The sequence below is a fragment of the Pseudomonas sp. 65/3-MNA-CIBAN-0223 genome, from assembly GCF_040310425.1.
GTDB classification, from domain to species: domain Bacteria; phylum Pseudomonadota; class Gammaproteobacteria; order Pseudomonadales; family Pseudomonadaceae; genus Aquipseudomonas; species Aquipseudomonas gregormendelii.
On record NZ_JBEOPV010000010.1, the window covers coordinates 94,797 to 117,197 of the forward strand.

17 protein-coding genes and 1 pseudogene are annotated in these 22,401 nt (G+C 60.3%); 4 read left to right on the top strand and 14 right to left on the bottom strand.

Translation table 11 applies throughout. The features are described from left to right. The first annotated feature begins 154 nt into the window (after positions 1-154). On the top strand, positions 155-2,458 hold the full coding sequence (locus AAEZ09_RS14320) for an autotransporter family protein (RefSeq protein ID WP_225569512.1): 2,304 nt from the start codon (positions 155-157) through the stop codon (positions 2,456-2,458). A gap of 168 nt (positions 2,459-2,626) precedes the next feature. Here AAEZ09_RS14320 and guaA read toward each other — a convergent pair whose 3' ends face one another. The 4 genes and pseudogenes from guaA to AAEZ09_RS14340 form a co-directional block, all read right to left on the bottom strand. Continuing rightward, the gene (gene guaA, locus AAEZ09_RS14325; RefSeq protein WP_045062146.1) at positions 2,627-4,204 is read right to left on the bottom strand and encodes a glutamine-hydrolyzing GMP synthase; all 1,578 of its coding nucleotides are present in this window, start codon (positions 4,202-4,204) and stop codon (positions 2,627-2,629) included. 99 nt (positions 4,205-4,303) lie between these two features. Further along, entirely contained in the window at positions 4,304-5,773 is a 1,470-nt protein-coding gene (gene guaB / locus AAEZ09_RS14330) for an IMP dehydrogenase (protein WP_045062144.1), read from the bottom strand. Between the two features lie 218 nt (positions 5,774-5,991). Beyond that, positions 5,992-6,540 carry a hypothetical protein gene (locus tag AAEZ09_RS14335; RefSeq protein ID WP_045062141.1) on the bottom strand — a complete coding sequence of 183 codons (549 nt, stop codon included), beginning with the start codon at positions 6,538-6,540 and terminating at the stop codon, positions 5,992-5,994. A gap of 162 nt (positions 6,541-6,702) precedes the next feature. Continuing rightward, positions 6,703-6,967 (bottom strand): annotated as a pseudogene (locus AAEZ09_RS14340) (sulfite exporter TauE/SafE family protein); the annotation flags it as partial. Positions 6,968-7,174: 207 nt separating this feature from the next. On the opposite strand from AAEZ09_RS14340, the gene xseA reads away from it, so the two are divergent. Continuing rightward, a complete protein-coding gene (gene xseA / locus AAEZ09_RS14345) occupies positions 7,175-8,554 on the top strand; it encodes an exodeoxyribonuclease VII large subunit (RefSeq protein WP_350599905.1) in 1,380 nt (459 codons plus the stop codon). A 3-nt stretch (positions 8,555-8,557) separates the two neighbouring features. Beyond that, positions 8,558-9,379 (top strand): peptidoglycan DD-metalloendopeptidase family protein, encoded by an 822-nt coding sequence (locus AAEZ09_RS14350; protein WP_350599835.1) that lies wholly within the window; start codon positions 8,558-8,560, stop codon positions 9,377-9,379. 52 nt (positions 9,380-9,431) lie between these two features. On the opposite strand, the gene AAEZ09_RS14355 is transcribed toward AAEZ09_RS14350, so the two are convergent. The 4 genes from AAEZ09_RS14355 to purL form a co-directional block, all read right to left on the bottom strand. Next, entirely contained in the window at positions 9,432-9,719 is a 288-nt protein-coding gene (locus AAEZ09_RS14355) for a HigA family addiction module antitoxin (RefSeq protein ID WP_082069249.1), read from the bottom strand. A 14-nt stretch (positions 9,720-9,733) separates the two neighbouring features. Further along, positions 9,734-10,012, bottom strand: coding sequence for a type II toxin-antitoxin system RelE/ParE family toxin (locus AAEZ09_RS14360; protein WP_350599836.1), 279 nt, complete (start codon positions 10,010-10,012; stop codon positions 9,734-9,736). A 240-nt stretch (positions 10,013-10,252) separates the two neighbouring features. Further along, entirely contained in the window at positions 10,253-10,564 is a 312-nt protein-coding gene (locus tag AAEZ09_RS14365) for a YqfO family protein (RefSeq protein WP_045062139.1), read from the bottom strand. Between the two features lie 5 nt (positions 10,565-10,569). Next, entirely contained in the window at positions 10,570-14,466 is a 3,897-nt protein-coding gene (gene purL / locus AAEZ09_RS14370; protein ID WP_350599837.1) for a phosphoribosylformylglycinamidine synthase, read from the bottom strand. 274 nt (positions 14,467-14,740) lie between these two features. Between purL and mltF the strand changes: the two genes are divergently transcribed. Next, entirely contained in the window at positions 14,741-16,201 is a 1,461-nt protein-coding gene (mltF, locus tag AAEZ09_RS14375) for a membrane-bound lytic murein transglycosylase MltF (protein WP_082069248.1), read from the top strand. A 98-nt stretch (positions 16,202-16,299) separates the two neighbouring features. Here mltF and pdxJ read toward each other — a convergent pair whose 3' ends face one another. The 6 genes from pdxJ to lepA form a co-directional block, all read right to left on the bottom strand. Beyond that, the gene (gene pdxJ, locus AAEZ09_RS14380) at positions 16,300-17,046 is read right to left on the bottom strand and encodes a pyridoxine 5'-phosphate synthase (RefSeq protein ID WP_350599838.1); all 747 of its coding nucleotides are present in this window, start codon (positions 17,044-17,046) and stop codon (positions 16,300-16,302) included. Between the two features lie 51 nt (positions 17,047-17,097). Then, positions 17,098-17,787: a DNA repair protein RecO gene (gene recO, locus AAEZ09_RS14385; RefSeq protein ID WP_045062136.1), complete on the bottom strand. Its 690-nt coding sequence runs from the start codon at positions 17,785-17,787 to the stop codon at positions 17,098-17,100. 170 nt (positions 17,788-17,957) lie between these two features. Beyond that, positions 17,958-18,860: a GTPase Era gene (gene era / locus AAEZ09_RS14390; protein WP_059403406.1), complete on the bottom strand. Its 903-nt coding sequence runs from the start codon at positions 18,858-18,860 to the stop codon at positions 17,958-17,960. Next, the gene (gene rnc, locus AAEZ09_RS14395; protein ID WP_010463056.1) at positions 18,853-19,542 is read right to left on the bottom strand and encodes a ribonuclease III; all 690 of its coding nucleotides are present in this window, start codon (positions 19,540-19,542) and stop codon (positions 18,853-18,855) included. Before rnc ends, era begins: the two co-directional genes overlap by 8 nt. A gap of 184 nt (positions 19,543-19,726) precedes the next feature. Then, entirely contained in the window at positions 19,727-20,581 is an 855-nt protein-coding gene (lepB, locus tag AAEZ09_RS14400; protein ID WP_045062134.1) for a signal peptidase I, read from the bottom strand. A 5-nt stretch (positions 20,582-20,586) separates the two neighbouring features. Beyond that, positions 20,587-22,386, bottom strand: coding sequence for a translation elongation factor 4 (gene lepA / locus AAEZ09_RS14405; protein WP_045062133.1), 1,800 nt, complete (start codon positions 22,384-22,386; stop codon positions 20,587-20,589). Between the last annotated feature and the right edge of the window lie 15 nt (positions 22,387-22,401).

A 22,401-nucleotide genomic window follows, 5' to 3' on the forward strand; every position in this document is an offset into this window, starting at 1 on the left:
ATTTGTTCTTTTTTTGATGAATTATCCTACAAGCATCGTGTAAATTTGAGCGCGCTTGAATCAGCACTTCACTGACAAGCTGGCAGGGATGCCTAAAACAGACGCTGACGCGTGGGTTGTTCCCTGCCGGTTTCTGCCCTGTAAGGATACTGCCTTGAACATTTCCCACCTGCGCCGCTCGTTGTTGGCGCTGTCCGTCGCGACTACTACTGCCACGGTCCATGCCGCACCCGCACCCGACTTCAACCACGACCTGAGCACAGGGGCATACAGCAGCTCCGGTGATGTTTTCAATAACGCCACCTTCACCGGGACGTCGCAAAACGCAGGTGTAGAGCTGATCAACGTGACCCTGGCGGGTAACCTGGTCAACCAGGGCAAAATTAACCTGACGGCTGCGAACCCCACCGACTTCCCGTCCGGTATCGCCATGACCCTCAATTCCAACGTCGGTGGCGACCTGATAAACAATGGCGACATTACGGTGAGCGGCAACGCCGTCGTCGGCCTGGACCTGTATCTGGCGAAGATCGCAGGTGAAGTGAACAACAACGGCAACATCACTGTGGCTGGCGAACAAGCCGAAGGCATGCTGATAACCTCGACCCAGGCGCGCATCAATAACTCGGGCACTATCACCGCGCGCGGCATCGACTCTGTGGGTATCGACATCGAAGAGGCACGCTTTACCGGTCAGATGACAGGCGCTCCCTTCCAGAGCGATATCAACAACAGCGGGACTATCTCCGCTGACGGGGTCGGTATCCGCTTTCGCAGTCTTGACACCTCCGGCGGTTTCGACACCCTATCCATCAGGCAGACAGGCGGCCTGATCGAAGGCGGCACTGCAGCAATTCTGGCGGACGACAATGCCTCCCCTTCGTATTTCTACTGGCAAGGTGGCCAGGTCAAGGGTGACCTGCTGGGCCTGAGTGGTGTACTGGTACAAGGGGACGCGATGTTCGATGGCTCGACCATCCGCGCCGGTTTCGTCGATATCGACGGTGGCCGCCTGACGCTGCTTCGCCCGCAGACTACGATCGTGGGCGACCTCGACATGGACAGCGAAACAGCGCGCCTGCGCCTGCTGCTGGATAACAACACACTGCCCAATACGCCGATCCTGAAAGTCACCGGTAATACTTTCTTCTCTCCAGGTAGCCAGATCGAACTGCAGGCTCGAACCGACGACTTCCGCACGTCAGCCCAGGGCACGCGCTACACCCTCATCAACTCTGGCACTTGGGAAGACCCGCAGAATCTGTCCGTGGTTTCCTCATCGGCGCTGCTTGAGGTGAGGAACTTCGGCATTGAAGGCCAGGACGTGAAAGCACTGGTTGCCACCCGCAGTGATGAGGTGATCACGGAAGACCTGCAGGGTGCCAGTGGTTCGGGCAACGCGGTAAACGCCATCAAGCCGGTCAAGAACACGGTCATGGGCCAGATGGACGAAAGCGACCCGGTATTCCAGAGTTTCGCCAACGCAGCCACCAGTGAAGACCTGGCCAAACTTGCCGAAACTCTGACCCCGGACGTCAGCCGTGGAGTCATCAACGCCGCCACCAACAGCCAGAACCTGGTCGCAAGTGCCATCAACCGCCGCGCCAGCAAAGCGCGTAGCGGTCTGTCCTCCGGTGACGTCTTGGCAGAACAAGGCGTATGGATGCAAGCACTGTCCAGCGATGCCAACCAGGACACCCGCCATGGTGTCGACGGCTACGACGCAAATACCAACGGCATCGCCGTGGGTGCCGACGGCAAGCTCAACGCCGATACCACGGTGGGCCTGGCTTACAGCTACCTGACCAGCGACGTCAAATCCGATCTGGGCAAAAAAACCGACGTCAGCGGCCATGCACTGACGCTGTACGGCAACTGGGCTCGTGACAACTTCTTTGTCGACACCTCGCTGATGTATGGCTGGAACGACAACGAGTCCAAACGCTACATCGCCGGTACCCGCGCCAAAGCCGACTACGACAGTGAGATCTTCGGCGTCAACGCACTGGCTGGCTATACTTTCCAGCTCGACAAGCAGTGGCTGCTGGAACCACAGATCGGTGCGCGCTATGCCAACGTATCGATGGATTCGTACCGTGAAAAAGGTAGCTCAGCCGCCCTCGACGTCGGCAGCCAGCGCTATGAAATCGGCGAAATGGGCCTGGGTGCCCGTCTGGCAGCTGCTTTTGACGTAGGTGTGGGCAGCCTGGAACCGCAAGCCAAGCTGATGGCCTGGCACGATTTCATCGGCGACAAGGCCGCCACCACCTCCACTTTCGTGCTCGGCGGTACCCCGTTCACCACCACAGGCGCGACACCGGCGCGCGACAGCTATGAGCTGGGAGTGGGCGCGAACTACCGCGTGGGTGCGTGGAGTGTGGGAGGAACGTACAACTACCTGACCAGCAGTGGTTTCGACGCCGACACCTTCACTGCGAACGTGCGTTACGACTTCTGATCAACGTCTTCGCCTGAAACAACAAAGCCCGCCAATGCGGGTTTTGTTGTTTCAGGCTGATGCACAAAGCTGCCAGAATTTGCCAGACCCAAAAAGCCAAAAGCCCGCAATTACGCGGGCTTCAGGGCATTTCTTGCTAGTTGGTGCCGGACAATGCCGGACGTCCAATCATTCCCACTCAATGGTCGCTGGCGGCTTGCTCGACACGTCGTAGGTCACGCGGGAGATGCCTTCGATTTCATTGATGATCCGGCCGCTGACGGTTTCCAGCAGTTCGTAGGGCAGGTGTGCCCAACGCGCGGTCATGAAGTCGATGGTTTCCACGGCACGCAGGGCCACGACCCAGGCGTAACGACGGCCATCGCCAACCACGCCAACCGATTTCACCGGCTGGAACACTACGAACGCCTGGCTGACCTTGTGGTACCAGTCGGCCTTGCGCAGTTCTTCGATGAAGATGTGGTCGGCACGACGCAACAGGTCGGCGTATTCCTTCTTCACTTCACCGAGGATCCGCACGCCCAGGCCCGGGCCCGGGAACGGGTGACGGTAGACCATGTCGTACGGCAGGCCGAGTTCCAGGCCCAAGCGACGGACTTCGTCCTTGAACAGCTCGCGCAGGGGTTCAACCAGCTTGAGGTTCATTTCTTCCGGCAGGCCGCCCACGTTGTGGTGCGACTTGATCACGTGGGCCTTGCCGCTTTTCGCGCCAGCCGACTCGATCACGTCCGGGTAGATGGTGCCCTGGGCGAGGTATTTGATGTTGTCCAGTTTGTTGGACTGGGCATCAAACACGTCGATGAAGGTGCGACCGATGATCTTGCGCTTTTTCTCCGGGTCGCTTTCGCCAGCCAGGTTGTTGAGGAACTGGTCCTCAGCGTTGGCGCGGATCACCTTGACGCCCATGTTCTCAGCGAACATGGCCATCACTTGCTCACCTTCGTGCAGGCGCAGCAGGCCGTTGTCGACAAAGACGCAGGTCAGCTGGTCGCCGATGGCCTTGTGCAACAGGGCCGCAACCACCGAGGAGTCGACGCCGCCGGACAGGCCCAGCAGTACGTTGTCGGTACCCACCTGGGCGCGGATGTTGGCGATGGCGTCTTCGGCAATCTTCGACGGAGTCCACAGGGCTTCACAGCCGCAGATGTCGAGGATGAAACGCGACAGGATGCGACCGCCCTGCTTGGTGTGGGTCACTTCCGGGTGGAACTGCACGCCGTAGTAGCCGCGAGCGTCGTCGAACATGCCGGCGATCGGGCAGCTTGGAGTGCTGGCCAGGATGTGGAATTCCTGCGGCATCCTGGTGACCTTGTCACCATGGCTCATCCACACGTCGAGGCCGAACAGGCCGTCAGCGTCGATGTGGTCTTCGATGCCGTCGAGCAGGCGGCTCTTGCCGACCACGTCGACACGGGCGTAACCGAACTCACGCAGCTCGGAACCTTCAACCTTGCCACCCAGCTGTTCAGCCATGGTCTGCATGCCGTAGCAGATACCGAAGACCGGCACGCCCAGGTCAAACACCGCCTGCGGGCAGCGCGGGCTGTTGGCTTCGTGCACGGACTCGGGGCCGCCGGCGAGAATGACGCCTTTCGGAGCGAATTCGCGAATCGCGTCTTCATCCATGTCGAACGGATGCAGTTCGCAGTACACGCCGATCTCACGCACGCGGCGGGCAATCAGCTGGGTGTACTGGGAACCGAAGTCGAGGATCAGGATGCGGTGAGCGTGAATGTCGAGGGACATGATTCAGTCTCGTCTAAGTAATTCAGAAACAGTCGTGATTCAGAAACAACTCGGGGCTGAAGAAAACAGCCCCGGTTACTTAACTTTGTGCTTGAAGCCTCAACCTACGCGGTAGTTTGGCGCTTCCTTGGTGATCTGCACGTCATGCACGTGGGACTCGGCCATGCCGGCGCCGGTGATCCGCACGAACTCGGGCTTGGTGCGCATTTCTTCGATGTCGGCACTGCCGGTGTAACCCATCGAGGAACGCAGGCCGCCCATCAGCTGGTGAATGATGGCGCTCAGGGTGCCCTTGTACGGAACACGCCCTTCGATGCCTTCAGGTACAAGCTTCTCGGCGCCTGCCGAGGAATCCTGGAAGTAGCGGTCGGAAGAGCCCTGGGCCTGGGACATGGCGCCCAGCGAACCCATGCCACGGTAAGCCTTGTACGAACGGCCCTGGAACAGTTCGATTTCGCCCGGCGCTTCTTCAGTACCGGCGAACATCGAGCCCATCATCACGCAGGAAGCACCGGCTACGATGGCCTTGGACAGGTCACCGGAGAAACGGATGCCGCCGTCGGCGATCAACGGAACGCCGGTGCCTTCAAGGGCTGCGGCGACGTTGGCGATGGCACTGATTTGCGGGACGCCGACACCCGCGACGATACGGGTGGTGCAGATCGAGCCAGGGCCGATACCGACCTTGACTGCATCAGCGCCTGCTTCGGCCAGGGCCTTGGCGGCAGCGCCGGTGGCGATGTTGCCGCCGATGACCTGCACGTCAGGGAAGTTCTGCTTGACCCAGCGAACGCGGTCGATCACACCCTTGGAGTGACCGTGGGCAGTGTCGACCACCACCACGTCAACGCCGGCATTGACCAGCGCCGCAACGCGATCGCCCGTATCTTTACCGGTACCGACTGCAGCGCCTACGCGCAGACGACCTTGATCGTCCTTGCTGGCCAGCGGGTAAGCCTTGGCTTTTTCGATGTCATTGACGGTCATCATGCCCTTGAGGGCAAACTTGCCGTCAACGATCAGGACGCGTTCGATGCGGTGTTTGTGCAACAGCTCGCGAACGTCGTTCTTGTCGGCGCCTTCCTTGACCGTGACCAGGCGCTCTTTAGGCGTCATCACTTCACGGACAGTGGCTTCCATACGGTTTTCAAAACGCACGTCACGGGAAGTGACGATGCCGACCAGGTCGCCATCGTGCAGTACCGGAACACCGGAGATGTTGTGCAGGCGGGTCAGTTCGAACAGTTCACGCACCGTGGCGTCAGCCTCGATGGTGATCGGATCCTTGACCACGCCGGCTTCGTAACGCTTGACCTTGCGCACTTCGGCAGCTTGCTGCTCGATGGTCATGTTCTTGTGGATAATACCGATGCCACCTTCCTGAGCCATGGCAATTGCCAGTCGGGCTTCAGTGACGGTGTCCATGGCGGCAGAAACCAGAGGAATATTCAGCTCGATGCCACGGGTTAGGCGGGTCTTGAGACTGACTTCGTTAGGAAGCACCTCGGAATAACCGGGCACTAGGAGAATGTCGTCGAATGTCAGAGCTTCTTGGCTGATACGCAGCATCGCGGGGGCTCCCGAGCGGGAAAATGGAAGCGCGCCATTATAGTCAGACACCCCCTCGGGTTCAATGTAAAACTCTGTCTATTATCAACCTTATAGATATACGGAACATATCGCCCCTGTAGGAGCTGCCGCAGGCTGCGATCTTTTGATCTTGCTTTATGAAGATCAAAATCAAAAGATCGCAGCCTGCGGCAGCTCCTACAGGGGGGGGGCAGGGATCAGAGTTCGACTTTTACCCAACTGACCGGCTGATCCAGCCAATCGGCAAACTCATCGATAAAGCTCTGTTTGAACCCTGCCTCGGCCCAATTGTTGAAGATAAACCCCAGGTTGGAAAACCCGCACTCCTGCAGGAACAGAAATCCGTTGATGTCATCTTCATGCCCGCATTCGGGGCAGGTGAAGTTATCGGTACGCCCCGGCATCCAGTCTTCCAGGCTTTCGAACAGCGCCTCGCCGACTTCCTTGCGGCACTCGGCGCAGCCCGCTTCCTCCAGAAAGCCCTTGGCCGGCGTATAGATGCAGCGCTTGGTAATGATCTCCAGGCCATTGATCGGCTCACCGAACGGCAGCGCTTGCGGGTGCAGCACCACGGCACGGGCACCGTCGGCGATCGCGTGGCCCATGCGGCTGCCGGTGCGGCCGCAGGTGGTGAGTTCTTCCTTGATGATGTTCTTGCGCACCAGCCACCGCACGACCGCCCTTGCTCGGGGTTCGTGCACCGGCAGGGTGGAGATTTTCGGGACGATGATGCTTTGAGAATTCATGGCACAAGCCTGCATGTTCTGAATGATCACCCTTGTGGGAGTGAGCCTGCTGGCGATTCGGTCGGTGCAGCCACCTTGAAGTTGCCTGACCCACCGCCATCGCGAGCAGGCTCGCTCCCACATGGATTTGCGGCCGGCAGCTTAATCCCTGACGCACTCAGGTCAAGTACTCAAATAACGCCCGATCAACGCGATCCCGCTGGCCAGCACCAGCCAGGTCACCAGCCGCACGAACGCCTCGCGGGACAACCTCAGGGTCAACCGCCGGCCAACCCACAACCCACCGCCATGGCCGGCAACAAACACAGCGCCAGTAACAACAAGGGTAGCTCGGCGTACACCCCTGCGACAGCGAACAGGCGGCAGACAACCGGGTTGGACGGGCTTTGACCCACAGGCTGTAAATCCCGTAGGCGCTGATAAACAATTGCGTGGCCCAGGTGACTACCTGGACAGCCAAGACGGCGCCTCCATGGACATTTCAAAAATACCCTGCAGGCGCTGCCGCAGGCTGCGATCTTTTGATCTGGATTTTCGGCGAAGCAGGCATTTTTCAAGATCAAAAGATCGCAGCCTGCGGCGGCTCCTAAGGGGATCGTGCATTGCGCAGGAGATTGCCTTTATCATGCGCCCCATGATTAAAGATCCCTTTGCAAGACTCGGCCTGGACCGTGAAGTCCTGACTGTCAGCCAGCTCAACGGCCGCGCGCGGGTGTTGCTGGAAGACGTGTTCAGCAACATCTGGGTCGAAGGCGAAATTTCCAACCTCGCCCGCCCGGCGTCCGGCCATGTGTATTTCACCCTCAAGGACAGCGGCGCCCAGGTGCGTTGTGCACTGTTTCGGCAAAACGCCGCCCGGGTCCGCCAGGCGCTGAAGGATGGCCTGGCGGTGAAGGTGCGCGGCAAGGTCTCGCTTTTCGAGGGCCGCGGCGATTACCAACTGATCCTCGATACCGTGGAGCCGGCCGGTGACGGAGCGCTGCGGTTGGCGTTCGATGCGCTGAAGGAAAAACTCAGCGCTGAAGGCCTGTTCAGTGCCGAACGCAAAGTGGCGCTGCCGGCGCATCCGCAACGCATCGGCATCATCAGTTCGCCGACGGGGGCGGTGATTCGCGACATCATCAGCGTGTTCCGCCGCCGTGCTCCGCAGGTTCAACTGACGTTGATCCCGACGGCCGTGCAAGGTCGCGAAGCCACGGCCCAGATTGTCAGGGCACTGAGGCTGGCGGATGCCCGAGGCTTTGACGCGTTGATCCTGGCCCGTGGCGGCGGCTCGCTGGAAGACCTCTGGTGTTTCAACGAAGAAGCCGTGGCCCGCGCCGTTGACGCCTGCGTGACGCCGATTGTCAGCGCGGTCGGTCACGAGACCGATGTGTCGATCAGTGACTTCGTCGCCGACGTACGCGCCCCTACCCCTTCGGCGGCTGCGGAGTTACTCGCGCCGGACTCCAGCGACCTGGTGCGCCGTGTCGAAAGCCTGCATCGGCGCCTGGTGATGCGCATTCGCGATCGCCTGATGCGCGATCGTCTGCGCCTGGAGGGCATGTCCCGGCGCCTTCGTCATCCCGGTGAGCGCCTGCGTCAGCAAGCGCAACGCCTTGACGACCTGGACATGCGCATGCGCCGGGCTTTCGAGCGCAGCCTCAACACCCGTCGCGAACGTTTGATCCGCCTGGAAACCCGCCTCGCCGGCCAGCATCCCGGGCGCCAATTGGCGATGCTGCGCCAGCGCCTCGACAGTCTCGCGGAACGCCTGCCCAGGGCCATGCGCGAAGGGCTCAAGGACCGGCGCATGCAGCTGCAAAACCAGATGCAGACACTGCACGTCGTCAGCCCCCTGGCAACCCTGGGTCGCGGCTACAGCATCCTGCTGGATGAGCGCGGCCATGCGATTCGTAACGCCGCCCAGACCCACACCGGCCAGCGCCTCAAAGCCAGGCTGGGCGAAGGCGAGCTGCAAGTCAGGGTCGAAGACAATCACCTGACGCCCGTCACCCTTTCTTTACTGGATTGATCCATGCCGCGCATTCTCGCCTCGCTGTTTTTCTTGTGCCTGACCTTCAACGCCCACGCCGACAGCTACATCACTCGCGTGCTCAACAAACCGGTGCCGGGCGGCGTGGCGGTGGTGGACCTGGGCACCTCTGCGCAACCACCCAAGGCCAGCTATCAAGGCAAGCCGGTGCTGGTGGTGAAGGAACAGAACAACTGGCTGGCCATTGTCGGCGTGCCGCTGACGGTCAAGCCTGGCCCCCAGCAAGTCAGCAGCGGCGGGCGCAACCTGGTGTTCACCGTTGGCAGCAAGAAGTACCCGGAACAGCACATCACCCTGAAAAACACCCAGCAGGTCAACCCGAACCCGGCCAACCTCAAGCGCATTGAGGGCGAGCTGGCCGAGCAGATCAAGGCCTACCGCACCTTCAGCCCGAACACCCCGAGCAACCTGCTGCTGGACAAACCGGTCAACGGCCCCCTCTCCAGCAAGTTCGGCGTGCGTCGCTTCTTCAACGGCGAAGAACGCAATGCCCACTCCGGCCTGGACTTCGCCGTACCCGCCGGCACTCCGATCAAGACCCCCGCCGCCGGCAAGGTGATCCTGATCGGCAACTACTTCTTCAACGGCAACACGGTGTTCGTCGACCACGGCCAAGGCTTTATCAGCATGTTCTGCCACATGTCGAAAATCGACGTGAAAGTCGGCCAGCAAATGCCTCGCGGCGGCGTAGTCGGCAAAGTCGGCGCCACCGGCCGCGCCACCGGCCCGCACATGCACTGGAATGTGAGCCTGAATGATGCGCGGGTGGATCCGGCGATTTTCATTGGGGCGTTTCAGCCGTAAGTGATCCCCCCATCAATCAGCGCACGGCTGAGAAAGCGGGTTTGATCGTAGCTCAATCGATGCGAGCAAACCGCTCGATCTGAGGCTGCTCGCGGTGCTCGGCCTGCCACAAATCGTAGCTGCACTGCATGGCCAGCCAGGTTTGGGCCTTGCTGATGCCAGCGCGCTCCAAACGTACAGCCAGATCGGGACTGATAGGCGCGTGCCCATGCAATATTCTGGAAAAAGTTTCCCGGGCATACCCGAGACGTCGAGCCATTTCAGTAATGGTGATCCCCAGTCCGGGAACCACGTCCTCAAGCAAGATTTCGCCAGGATGAGGAGGATTGTGCATACCCATTCAGCTGCCTCTGCTCAGTGGTAGTCAAGATAATCAACCAGCTCGACGTGGTCGTCGAACATGCGAAAAATGATGCGCCAGTTACCACTTATGCTGACCGACCAATAGTCAGCCAGCTCGCCTCTCAAACTATGGAATCGCCAACCGGGGAGATCCAGCTCACTTGAGTGGCGGGCGCTGTCCAGGATGAGGAGGACTCGACGCAAGCGCTTTGCATGATTCGTGTTGATGCCTTTGGTTGAACCAGTCTCATAGAAAGCTCTGAGGCCTTTATGTTTCCAGCTGACAATCATGCGAGGATTGTGACGCGATACATCACACACCGCAATGGCTTATCGGAGGATTTTTGATCGGGCTTCATGGGGTCGGTCACTCAGGTATTTAAACCCAGGAAACTAGAGATTCGGGTTCCGAGCGACAACCCTAAAAACTTGTAGGAACCCTGCGAAGCACACGTCAGACGCAGCTTATAGGCAACAAAAAACCCGCCGACCAAACTGGCCCAGCGGGTTTCCTGTCTCAGCAACCAGAGATCAATAATCCTCCAGCCGCCATACCTCGTAAGCCGGTGTCTCATACGGGTGACTGAGCTTCAACGCGGCCACCACGGCCACGATCAGCTCATCCGCCACGACCAGCTCGACTTTCCATTCCTCCACCTGCTCGACCTCGCCAGCCTCGCCAATGAACGGCTGACTGCCGTCCAGCGGGCGGAACTGGCCTTGGCCCAGGACCTGCCACGAACAGTGGTCATAGGCACCGATTCGACCGCCACCGGCAGCGAACACAGCACTCTTGACCCCATCGACGTGGCTGGTCGGAACGAAAAAGGCGAGCTTGAACATGGGGCTTAGTTCACCCACACGCGAGCGTTGCGGAACATGCGCATCCACGGCGCGTCTTCGTTCCAGTCTTCCGAGCGCCACGAGTTCTGCACGGCGCGGAATACACGCTCAGGGTGCGGCATCATGATGGTCACGCGACCGTCACGGCTGGTCAGCCCGGTGATGCCGCGCGGCGAGCCGTTCGGGTTGGCCGGATACTTCTCGGTGACCTTGCCGTGGTTGTCGACGAAACGCATCGCCACGCACCCCGACAGATCGGCTTCGAGCAAGGCTTCTTCGCTGGCGAACTCGGCATGGCCTTCACCGTGGGCGATGGCGATCGGCATACGCGAACCGGCCATGCCCTGGAGGAAGATCGAGTTCGATTCCTGGACCTGAACCATCGCCACGCGCGCTTCGAACTGCTCGGAACGGTTGCGCACGAAGTGTGGCCAGAACTCGCTGCCCGGGATCAGCTCATGCAGGTTGGACATCATCTGGCAACCGTTGCACACACCGAGAGTGAAGCTGTCGTTGCGTTCGAAGAAGCCCTGGAACGCATCGCGAGCACGGCTGTTGAACAGCGCGGACTTGGCCCAGCCTTCGCCGGCACCCAGTACGTCGCCGTAGGAGAAACCACCGCAGGCTACCAGGCCCTTGAACTCGTTCAGGTCGACACGGCCGGCCAGGATGTCGCTCATGTGCACGTCAATGGCGTTGAAGCCGGCGCGATCAAATGCCGCCGCCATTTCCACCTGACCGTTGACGCCCTGCTCACGCAATACGGCAACCTGTGGACGAATGCCTTTCTTGATGTAAGGCGCAGCGACGTCCTGGTTGACGTCAAAGCTCAGCTTGACGCTCAGGCCCGGGTTGTCTTCTTCCAGCAGCACGTCGAACTCTTGTTCGGCGCAGTCGACGTTGTCGCGCAGACGCTGGATCTGGTAGCTGGTTTCAGCCCAGGTACGTTGCAGCAGACGACGCTGGCCTTCGAATACGGTTTCGCCGTTGAACGTGATGTTGATCTGGCCATTGTTCATTGGCTGACCGATCACCGACACGCAGTCGCCCAGACCGGCCGCGCTGAACTGCGCGAGGATGTCTGGCGTGGCGTCCTGACGAACCTGGATCACGGCGCCCAGTTCTTCGTTGAACAGGATCGCGGCGATGTCAGCGGAGGTTTCTGCCAGACCATCGAGATTCAGGCTCAGGCCGCAGTGACCGGCAAACGCCATTTCCACTACGCTGGTCAGCAGGCCACCGTCGGAACGGTCGTGGTAAGCCAGCAGGTGACCATCGGCGTTGAGGCCCTGGATCACTGCGAAGAAGGCTTTCAGGTCTTCGGCATCATCGACGTCCGGCGCTTGCGAGCCGAGCTTGCCGTGAACCTGGGCCAGGATCGAAGCGCCCATGCGGTTCTGGCCACGGCCCAGGTCGATCAGGATCAGGTCGGTGGTGCCCTTGTCCATGCGCAGTTCCGGAGTCAGGGTCTGACGGATGTCAGCCACTGGCGCGAAACCGGTCACGATCAGGGACATCGGCGAGGTGACGGTCTTGTCTTCGCCGTTATCGTTCCAGCGGGTGGCCATGGACATGGAGTCCTTGCCCACCGGGATGGTGATACCCAGGTCCGGGCACAATTCCATGCCAACTGCCTTCACGGTGTCGTACAGACGTGCGTCTTCACCCGGGTGACCGGCCGCGGACATCCAGTTCGCCGACAGTTTGATGTCGGAGATCTTGTTGATGCGCGAAGCGGCGATGTTGGTCAGGGTCTCACCAATGGCCATGCGGCCCGACGCCGGAGCGTCCAGCAGAGCCAGCGGAGTCCGCTCGCCCATGGCCATGGCTTCACCGGTGTAGACGTCGAAGCTGGTGGCGGTGACGGCAACGTCGGCCACTGGAACCTGCCACGGGCCGACCATCTGGTCACGGGCCACGAGGCCGGTGATGGTGCGGTCGCCGATGGTGATCAGGAAGCTTTTGCTGGCGACGGCAGGGTGATGCAGAACGCGTTCAACGCAGTCGGCGATCTCGAGCGTCGCCGGATCGAAGTCATCGCCCAGTTCGTTTTCACGAACAGCCGAGCGGTGCATGCGCGGAGCCTTGCCCAGCAGCACTTCGAGTGGCATGTCCACCGGGTTGTTGCCGAAGTGACTGTCGGTAACGGTCAGTTGCGGCTCGGCAGTGGCTTCGCCGACGACGGCAAACGGGCAACGCTCGCGTTCGCAGATCGCCTGGAAGCGTTCGAAGTCCGCAGGGCCAACCGCCAGGACGTAACGTTCCTGGGATTCGTTACTCCAGATTTCGTGCGGGGCCATGCCCGGCTCGTCGTTTGGAATGTTGCGCAGTTCGAAGCGACCGCCACGGTTGCCGTCGTTGACCAGTTCCGGGAAAGCGTTGGACAGGCCGCCGGCGCCGACGTCATGGATGAAGCTGATCGGGTTCTTGTCACCCAACTGCCAGCAACGGTCGATGACTTCCTGGCAGCGACGTTCCATTTCCGGGTTTTCGCGCTGTACGGATGCAAAATCCAGGTCAGCCGAGCTGGTGCCGGTGGCCATGGAGGAAGCCGCGCCGCCACCCAGGCCGATCAACATGGCCGGGCCACCGAGGACGATCAGCTTGGAGCCGACAATGATCTCGCCTTTCTGTACGTGTTCGGCACGGATGTTACCCATGCCGCCGGCCAGCATGATCGGCTTGTGGTAACCGCGAACCTCGTCGCCACGGGGAGTGGTGATCGACTGTTCGAAGGTACGGAAGTAGCCGGTCAGGGCGGGACGGCCGAATTCGTTGTTGAACGCGGCGCCACCCAGTGGGCCTTCGATCATGATGTCCAGCGCGGTAACGATGCGCTCAGGCTTGCCGTACGGCACTTCCCACGGCTGTTCGAAGCCCGGGATCTGCAGGTTCGACACGGTGAAACCAGTGAGGCCAGCCTTTGGCTTGGCGCCGCGACCGGTAGCGCCTTCGTCGCGGATCTCGCCACCGGAACCGGTGGATGCGCCCGGGAACGGGGCGATCGCGGTCGGGTGGTTGTGGGTTTCCACCTTCATCAGGATGTGCACCGGCTCCTGCACCGCGCCGTACTGGCGGGTTTCAGGGTCCGGGAAGAAACGACCGGCGACGTTACCGACGATCACCGAGGCGTTGTCCTTGTAAGCGGACAGGACGCCTTCGCTGTGCATCTGGTAGGTGTTCTTGATCATGCCGAACAGGCTTTTTTCCTGGCTCTGACCGTCGATGTCCCAACTGGCGTTGAAGATCTTGTGACGGCAGTGCTCGGAGTTGGCCTGGGCGAACATCATCAGTTCGATGTCGTGTGGGTTGCGCTTCAAGCCGACGAAAGCGTTGACCAGATAGTCGATCTCGTCTTCGGCCAGGGCCAGACCCAGCTCGGTGTTGGCTTTTTCCAGCGCGCCGCGGCCGCCGCCCAACACGTCGATCGCGGTCAGGGGCTTGGGCTCGGCGTGGCTGAACAGACCTGCGGCCTGCTCCAGGTTGGCCAGGACGATCTGGGTCATGCGGTCGTGCAAGGCGTCCGAGATCAGCTGCGCTTCAGTTTCGCTGAACTGGCCGGCGACATAGAAGGCGATGCCGCGCTCAAGGCGCTGGATCTTGCCCAGGCCGCAGTTGCGAGCGATGTCGCTGGCTTTGCTGGACCAGGGCGAGATGGTGCCGAAACGTGGCAACACCAGGAACAGACGACCGGTCGGCTCCTGGACTGGAACACTTGGGCCGTACTTCAGAAGGCGCGCGAGCACCTGCTGTTCGTCGCCGGTCAGGACGCCGGTAACCTCGGCGAAGTGAGCGAATTCAGCATACAAGCCGCTGACAGCCGGGACGCATCGGCGAAGTTGCTCAAGGAGTTTGCTGTGGCGAAAGGCAGAAAGGGCAGGAGCGCCGCGCAGGATCAACATCTTCGGGACAGCCTCGGGAAGGGGTGTGCTTTGAGGCCGTGCATTCTAGCCTAAACCGCCCGTGACATCACCCGAAACGGTACGCACGGCCGTACCCGAACGTCGGGCCGGGGTTTCAGGGCAGAAACAGGAGGCGTTCAGCGCTTATTTTTTCCATCAAGAAGCGCCGTAAAAGCCCATTCCTGCGGGTTGTGCGCCGTTTTTTGCTGCTCTAGCAGACTGGCCCAGTGCTGTCGAGATATGGCGCTCGTGGTCCTTTGCGTATACTGCGCAGATGTTTTCCCCAACGGCTTTGCGTCCGCGGTACGCCAAATGGCTGATCGCAACCGGACTCTTCCTGATGCTTGGTGGCTGTGTTGATAAACCCAACACACTCGAGCGTGTAAAGGAGGATGGCGTGCTGCGGGTGGTTACCCGAAACAGCCCCGCCACCTACTTTCAGGATCGCAGCGGTGAAACCGGCTTTGAATACGAGCTGGTGAAACGTTTCGCCGACGATCTGGGGGTCGAGCTGAAAATCGAAACCGCCGACAATCTGGACGACCTGTTCAATCAGGTGGGCAAGCCCAACGGCCCTGTGCTGGCTGCTGCCGGACTGGTCAGCAGCGAGCAACGCAAAAAGCAGGTGCGGTTCTCCCACTCCTACCTGGAAGTCACCCCGCAGATCATCTATCGCAACGGCCAGTCACGGCCTACCGATGCGGGGGATCTGGTGGGCAAGAAGATCATGGTGCTCAAGGGCAGCACCCATGCCGAGCAACTGACAGAGCTTAAACGGAAATTTCCGCGCATTGAATACGAAGAGTCCGACGCCGTCGAAGTCGTGGACCTGTTGCGCATGGTCGATGAAGGCCAGATCGACCTGACCCTGGTCGACTCCAACGAAGTGGCGATGAACCAGGTCTACTTCCCCAACGTGCGGGTCGCCTTTGACCTGGGTGACGCCAGCAACCAGAGCTGGGCCGTGGCGGCAGGCGAAGACAACAGCCTGCTCAACGAGATCAACGACTACCTCGACAAGGTCAAGAAGAACGGCACCCTGCAACGTTTGAAGGACCGCTACTACGGTCACGTCGACGTGCTCGGCTACATGGGCGCCACGACCTTCGCCCAGCATTTGCAGCAACGGCTGCCCAAGTACGAACAGCACTTCAAGGCCTACGCCAAGAAAGAAAAGGTCGACTGGCGCCTGCTGGCGGCGGTGGGTTATCAGGAATCCCTGTGGCAGGCCGCAGTGACGTCCAAGACCGGCGTGCGTGGCCTGATGATGCTGACCCAGAACACTGCGCAGGCCATGGGCGTGTCCAATCGCCTGGACCCCAAGCAGAGCATCATGGGCGGCGCCAAGTACCTGGCTTACATGAAGGAACAGCTGGACGATTCAATCAAGGAGCCAGACCGCACCTGGTTTGCCCTGGCGGCCTACAACGTCGGCAGCGGCCACCTGGATGACGCGCGCAAGCTGACCGCCAAGGAAGGGCTGAATCCGAACAAATGGCTGGACGTGAAGAAGATCCTGCCGCGCCTGTCGCAGAAGCAGTGGTACAGCAAGACCCGCTATGGTTATGCCCGGGGCGGCGAGCCGGTGCATTTTGTGGCGAACATCCGCCGGTATTACGACATCCTGACCTGGGTGACACAGCCGCAGCTTGAGGGTGATCAGGTGGCTGAAGGCAATTTGCATGTGCCGGGGATCGACAAGTCCAAACCGAACCAGGAATCGCCGCAGCTTTAAAGCAAAAAGATCGTCCGAACGCGGCCCGAGCCTCCGGCACCTCCTACAGGGTTATGCGTACACCTGTAGGAGCTGCCGGAGGCTGCGATCTTTTGATCTTAGCCTTTCAACGCCGCTGCCAGAATCAGCGATTTCATCTCCGACACCGCCGACTTGAAGCCGACAAATAGAGCATGGGCGACCAGCGCGTGGCCGATATTAAGTTCGTTGATGCCCTTGATCGCAGCCACCGCTTCAACGTTGTGGTAGTGCAGACCGTGGCCGGCGTTGACGATCAAACCCTGGGCCAGACCAAAAGCCACGCCATCCGCTACACGCTTGAGCTCTTCAGCCACTTGCGTCGGCGTCTCGGCGTCCGCGTAACGCCCCGTGTGCAGCTCGATGGCCGGCGCACCCACTCGGCGGGACGCTTCGATCTGGCGCTCGTCCGCGTCGATGAACAACGACACCTCGCAGCCAATTTTCGCCAGGCGGTCCACCGCCGCCTTGATCAGAGCCTCCTGCCCCGCTACATCCAGCCCGCCTTCAGTGGTCAGCTCCTGGCGAGTTTCCGGGACCAGGCAAATGTGCGCAGGGCGGATGCGCTCGGCGAACACCATCATCTCTTCAGTGACGCCCATCTCGAAGTTCATGCGGGTCTGCAGCACATCCTTGAGCAGCAGCACGTCGCGCTCCTGAATATGGCGACGGTCTTCGCGCAGGTGCACGGTGATGCCGTCAGCGCCCGCCTCTTCCGCGTCCAGTGCGGCCTTGACCGGATCCGGGTAACGAGTGCCCCGGGCCTGACGCAGGGTGGCAACGTGGTCGATGTTCACGCCAAGAAGAATGCGATTGCTGGTGGTCACGGAAGCGCTCCTGAAGAGGGGAAAGTTCGGTGCACAGCATACACGGGGATTTTACGGCTTTCGAAACAACTCTCGGGAAACCAGGGGACGACCGCCCAGATGCACGGCAAGTGCCTGGCGCATCAACCGTTTGGCGGCCGATAAAGCACCCGGTGCCGACCAGTCCGCTTCGGCCATGGCCAGCAATTCAGTGCCGTTGAACAGTCCGGGCTGCAACAGGTACACCCGCTCCAGTCCCGCGTCCACCTGCAGGCGATACAGACCGTCCGGCGCTACAGGCTCACCGTGGATATCAGTGCCGAGCGCGAAGCCGTAGCCCAGATCATCGAGCAACCGCCATTCAAAGGAGCGCAGCAACGGCTCCAGCGGACGACCTTCGGCCAGCGCCAGCAACGTCGCGGCGTAGTGGTCGAACACACCCGGCAGCGGGTCTTCGGCGGGTAGCAGGCGAATCAGCAGCTCATTGAGGTACAGGCCACTGAACAGCGCTTCGCCGTTGAGCCAGGTGGAAACCCCCGAGGCCTCCATCCGCCCGACGTTCTTCAGCTCCCCTCGCCCGCGAAATTCGACTTCCAGGGGCACGAAGGGCCTGGCCAAGGTCCCGGCCTTGCCCCGCGCACTGCGCAACACCGCCCGTAGCCGACCTTGCGGCGTAAGGAAGTCGACCAACGCGCTGCTCTCGCGGTAGGCGCGAGAGTGGAGTACGAAGGCGGGCTGGGGAATGGGTGGGGTTTGCGACATGGAAGTCAGGGTTCTCGAAGAAAGTGCGCAGCTCTACAAACAACAAAAACCAATGTGGGAGCGGGCCTGCCCGCGATGGCGGACTGACATCCAACATCTATATTGAATGTTACATCCTCATCGCGGGCAAGCCCGCTCCCACAGGTTCTGCGGTGCAGCGTCGATCGGGTTTACAGGTCGCCGTAACCCAGCGAACGCAGCGCGCGCTCGTCATCGGACCAGCCGCCTTTCACTTTCACCCAGAGGTTGAGCATGATCTTGGAGTCGAACAGCAGCTCCATGTCCTTGCGCGCCTCGGTGCCGATGCGCTTGATGCGCTCGCCCTTGTCGCCAATGATGATCTTCTTCTGGCCGTCGCGCTCGACGAGGATCAAGGCATGAATATGCAGGGTCTTGCCCTGCTGCTTGAACTCTTCGATTTCGACGGTGATCTGGTACGGCAGCTCTGCACCCATCTGGCGCATGATCTTTTCGCGCACCAGTTCGGCGGCGAGGAAGCGACTGCTGCGGTCGGTGATCTGGTCTTCGGGGAAGAAGTGATCGTTTTCCGGAAGGTAGCCGGCAATCACCCGCTCCAGCGCTTCGAGGTTGTGCCCGTGCTGGGCCGAGATCGGCATGATCTGCGCGTTCGGCAGCTGCTCCTGCAACCAGCTCAGGTGCGGCATCAGCTCGGCTTTGTCTTCGATGCGATCCGTCTTGTTCAACGCCACGATCAGCGGGCCGGTCACATACTGGACGCGCTCCAGGACCATCTGGTCCTCGTCGGTCCACTTGGTGCGGTCGACTACGAAGATCACCACGTCCACGTCTTTCAAGGCTGCCGAGGCCGTCTTGTTCATGTAGCGGTTGAGGGCTTTTTCGCCACCTTTGTGCATGCCCGGAGTGTCGACGTAGATCGCCTGCACGGCGCCTTCGGTCTTGATGCCCAGCATGTTGTGGCGGGTGGTTTGCGGCTTGCGCGAAGTGATCGCGAGCTTCTGGCCGAGGATGTGGTTCAGCAACGTGGACTTGCCCACGTTGGGACGGCCGACGATGGCAACATAGCCACAGCGTGTTGCGGTTGAATCAGTCATTGCCATTCTCCACACCCAGGGCAATCAGTGCTGCGGCGGCCGCTACCTGTTCGGCAATACGACGACTCACACCCTGACCTCGGCTTTTTTCATTCAATAAGGTGATTTCACATTCGACGAAGAACGTCCGGCAATGCGGCTCACCCTGGATATCCACCACTTCGTAACGCGGCAGCTCACACCCACGCGATTGCAGGAATTCCTGCAGGCGGGTCTTTGGATCTTTGTTGGTGTCGACCAGCGTCAGGCCTTCGAACTCACCGGCCAGCCAGGCCAGCACGCGCTCGCGCGCCATATCCATGCCCGCGTCCAGGTAGATTGCACCAATCAGCGCTTCCAGGGCATCGGCCAGAATCGACTCGCGACGGAAACCGCCGCTCTTCAACTCGCCAGAGCCCAGGCGCAGGTACTCGCCCAGATCGAAACCGCGGGCCAGTACAGCCAGGGTCTCACCTTTCACCAGGCGTGCGCGCAAACGCGACAACTGGCCTTCGCGAGCCAGCGGGAAGCGATCGAACAGCGCCTCGCCAGCGACGAAATTGAGGATGGCATCACCGAGGAATTCCAGGCGTTCGTTGTTGCGCCCGGCAAAGCTGCGGTGAGTCAGGGCCAGGACCATCAGTTCCTGGTCCTTGAAGGTGTAGCCGAGCTGACGCTCTAGACGGCTTAAGGAAACGCTCACGGTGTACCCACGCTGAGTTCGTGGCTGGATTCCACCGCCATCGCCGGGGTGCGGCGCAGGCTTGGGACAATTAACGCTGTGTTCAAAAATTACGTCCTGAATATCATTGTTTTCATGCTTCGGGCGCCGATTGTAGCGGCTCCAGAAATGCATTCGGCGCTGTGTTCAACAGCGCCGTGTGTGATTACTTGATCAGGCCAACCCGCGAGAAGTTCGGCAGGTGACTGAGTTTGGGTTCAGGCCAGCTCATCCAGACCGCGAAGGCCTTGCCGACGATATTCTTGTCGGGGACCATGCCCAGCAGGTCCTTGGGAATGCTCGGATCATCCCAATAGCGACTGTCGTTGGAGTTGTCGCGGTTGTCGCCCATCATGAAGTAGTGCCCGGCAGGCACAGTCCACGAACGGTCCGGCGTTGCGCGATAGCGGCTCATTTCCTTGCGGATCAGGTGCTCGGCGACACCGAGTTTTTCCTTGTAGAGCTCGGCACTGCCCAGGGTGCCCGGCTCGGAGCCGATCAACTGCTCGGCAACGGACTCGCCGTTGACGAACAGGCGCTTGTCGGCGGTGTAGCGAATCTGGTCGCCCGGCAGGCCCACTACACGCTTGATGTAGTTGACGTTCGGATCGCTCGGATAGCGGAAAACCATCACATCGCCGCGCTGCGGGTCACCGATTTCGATCACTTTCTTGTCGATCACCGGCAAGCGGATCCCGTAGGAGAACTTGCTCACCAGAATGAAATCGCCAACGTCCAGGGTCGGTTTCATCGAGCCGGATGGAATCTGGAACGGTTCCACCAGGAACGAACGCAGCACCAGCACGATGAACAACACCGGGAAGAACGACTTGCCGTATTCGACCAGCAGCGGCTCCTTGTTCAGTTTTTCGACCACCATCCCGTCAGGCTGGCTGACGCTGCCCTGATAGGATGCAATGGCTGCACGCCGACGCGGCGCGAGAAAAACCAGATCGAGCAACGCCAACAGGCCGCAGACGAACACGGCGATGACCAGCAACAGCGGGAAATTTAGTGACATAGGACCTAACTATCCAACCTGAGCACTGCAAGGAAGGCTTCTTGTGGAATTTCCACGTTGCCGACTTGCTTCATGCGTTTCTTACCGGCCTTTTGCTTTTCAAGCAGTTTCTTCTTACGGCTGACGTCGCCGCCGTAGCATTTGGCCAATACGTTCTTTCTGAGTGCCTTGACGGAGGTTCGCGCAATGATCTGCCCGCCAATGGCGGCCTGGATCGCGACGTCGAACATCTGGCGCGGAATCAGTTCTTTCATCTTCTCGGTCAACTGGCGACCTTTGTAGTGCGCGTTATCCTTGTGCACGATCAGCGCCAGGGCGTCGACCTTGTCACCGTTGATCAGCACATCCAGTTTCACCAGGTTAGCCGACTGATAACGATCGAAATGGTAGTCCAGCGAAGCATAGCCGCGGCTGGTGGACTTCAGGCGATCGAAGAAGTCCAGGACCACTTCGTTCATCGGCAGATCGTAGGTCACCTGGACCTGGGTACCGAGGAACAGCATGTCGTGCTGCACGCCACGCTTCTCGATGCACAGGGTAATGACGTTGCCCAGGTGCTCTTGCGGCACAAGAATGTTGGCCCGCACGATCGGCTCGCGCATGTCTTCGATGGAAGACAGGTCTGGAAGCTTCGACGGGTTGTCGACGTAAATCGTTTCACCGGTTTTCAGCAACAGCTCGAAAATTACCGTCGGCGCCGTGGTGATCAGGTCCAGGTCATACTCGCGCTCCAGGCGCTCCTGGATGATTTCCATGTGCAGCATGCCGAGGAACCCGCAACGGAAGCCGAAGCCCAGGGCGTCGGAACTCTCTGGGGTGTACTGCAGCGACGAGTCGTTGAGGGTGAGCTTTTGCAGGGCCTCACGGAAATCTTCGAAGTCGTCGGAGCTGACCGGAAACAGGCCGGCGTAAACCTGCGGCTGAATGCGCTTGAAACCCGGCAGGACGTCGACGTCCGGGGTTGAGCTCAAGGTCAGGGTGTCACCCACCGGCGCACCGTGAATGTCCTTGATGCCAGCGATGATGAAGCCTACTTCACCGGCCTTAAGGTCAGTGGTAGCGGTATGTTTAGGGTTGAATACACCGACGCTGTCCACCAGGTGGATCTTGCCGGTGGACTTGACGAGAATCTTGTCGCCCTTCTTCACACGGCCATGGCGCACGCGTACCAGGGAAACAACGCCCAGGTAGTTGTCGAACCAGGAGTCGATGATCAACGCTTGCAGCGGATCTTCGTAGTTGCCGGTCGGCGCAGGAATGGTGCGCACCAGACGCTCGAGGACTTCATCGACGCCCAGGCCGGTCTTGGCGCTGCACTCGACGGCATCAGTGGCATCGATGCCGATGATCTTCTCGATCTCTTCCTTCACGCGGTCCGGATCGGCCTGCGGCAGGTCGATCTTGTTCAGCACGGGCATGACTTCCAGGCCCTGCTCGATCGCCGTGTAGCAGTTGGCAACCGACTGCGCTTCCACGCCCTGGCCAGCGTCGACCACCAGCAAAGCACCTTCACAGGCCGCCAGCGAGCGACTGACTTCATAGGTGAAGTCGACGTGGCCCGGGGTGTCGATGAAGTTCAGCTGGTACTTGATGCCATCGCGAGCGGTGTAATAAAGGGTGACGCTGTGGGCCTTGATGGTGATCCCGCGTTCACGCTCCAGGTCCATGGAGTCCAGTACCTGGGCTTCCATTTCGCGCTCGGCAAGGCCGCCGCACATCTGGATGAATCGATCGGCCAGCGTCGACTTGCCATGGTCAATGTGGGCGATGATGGAGAAATTGCGGATATGACTCAAATCACTCACGGATCAACACTCAAA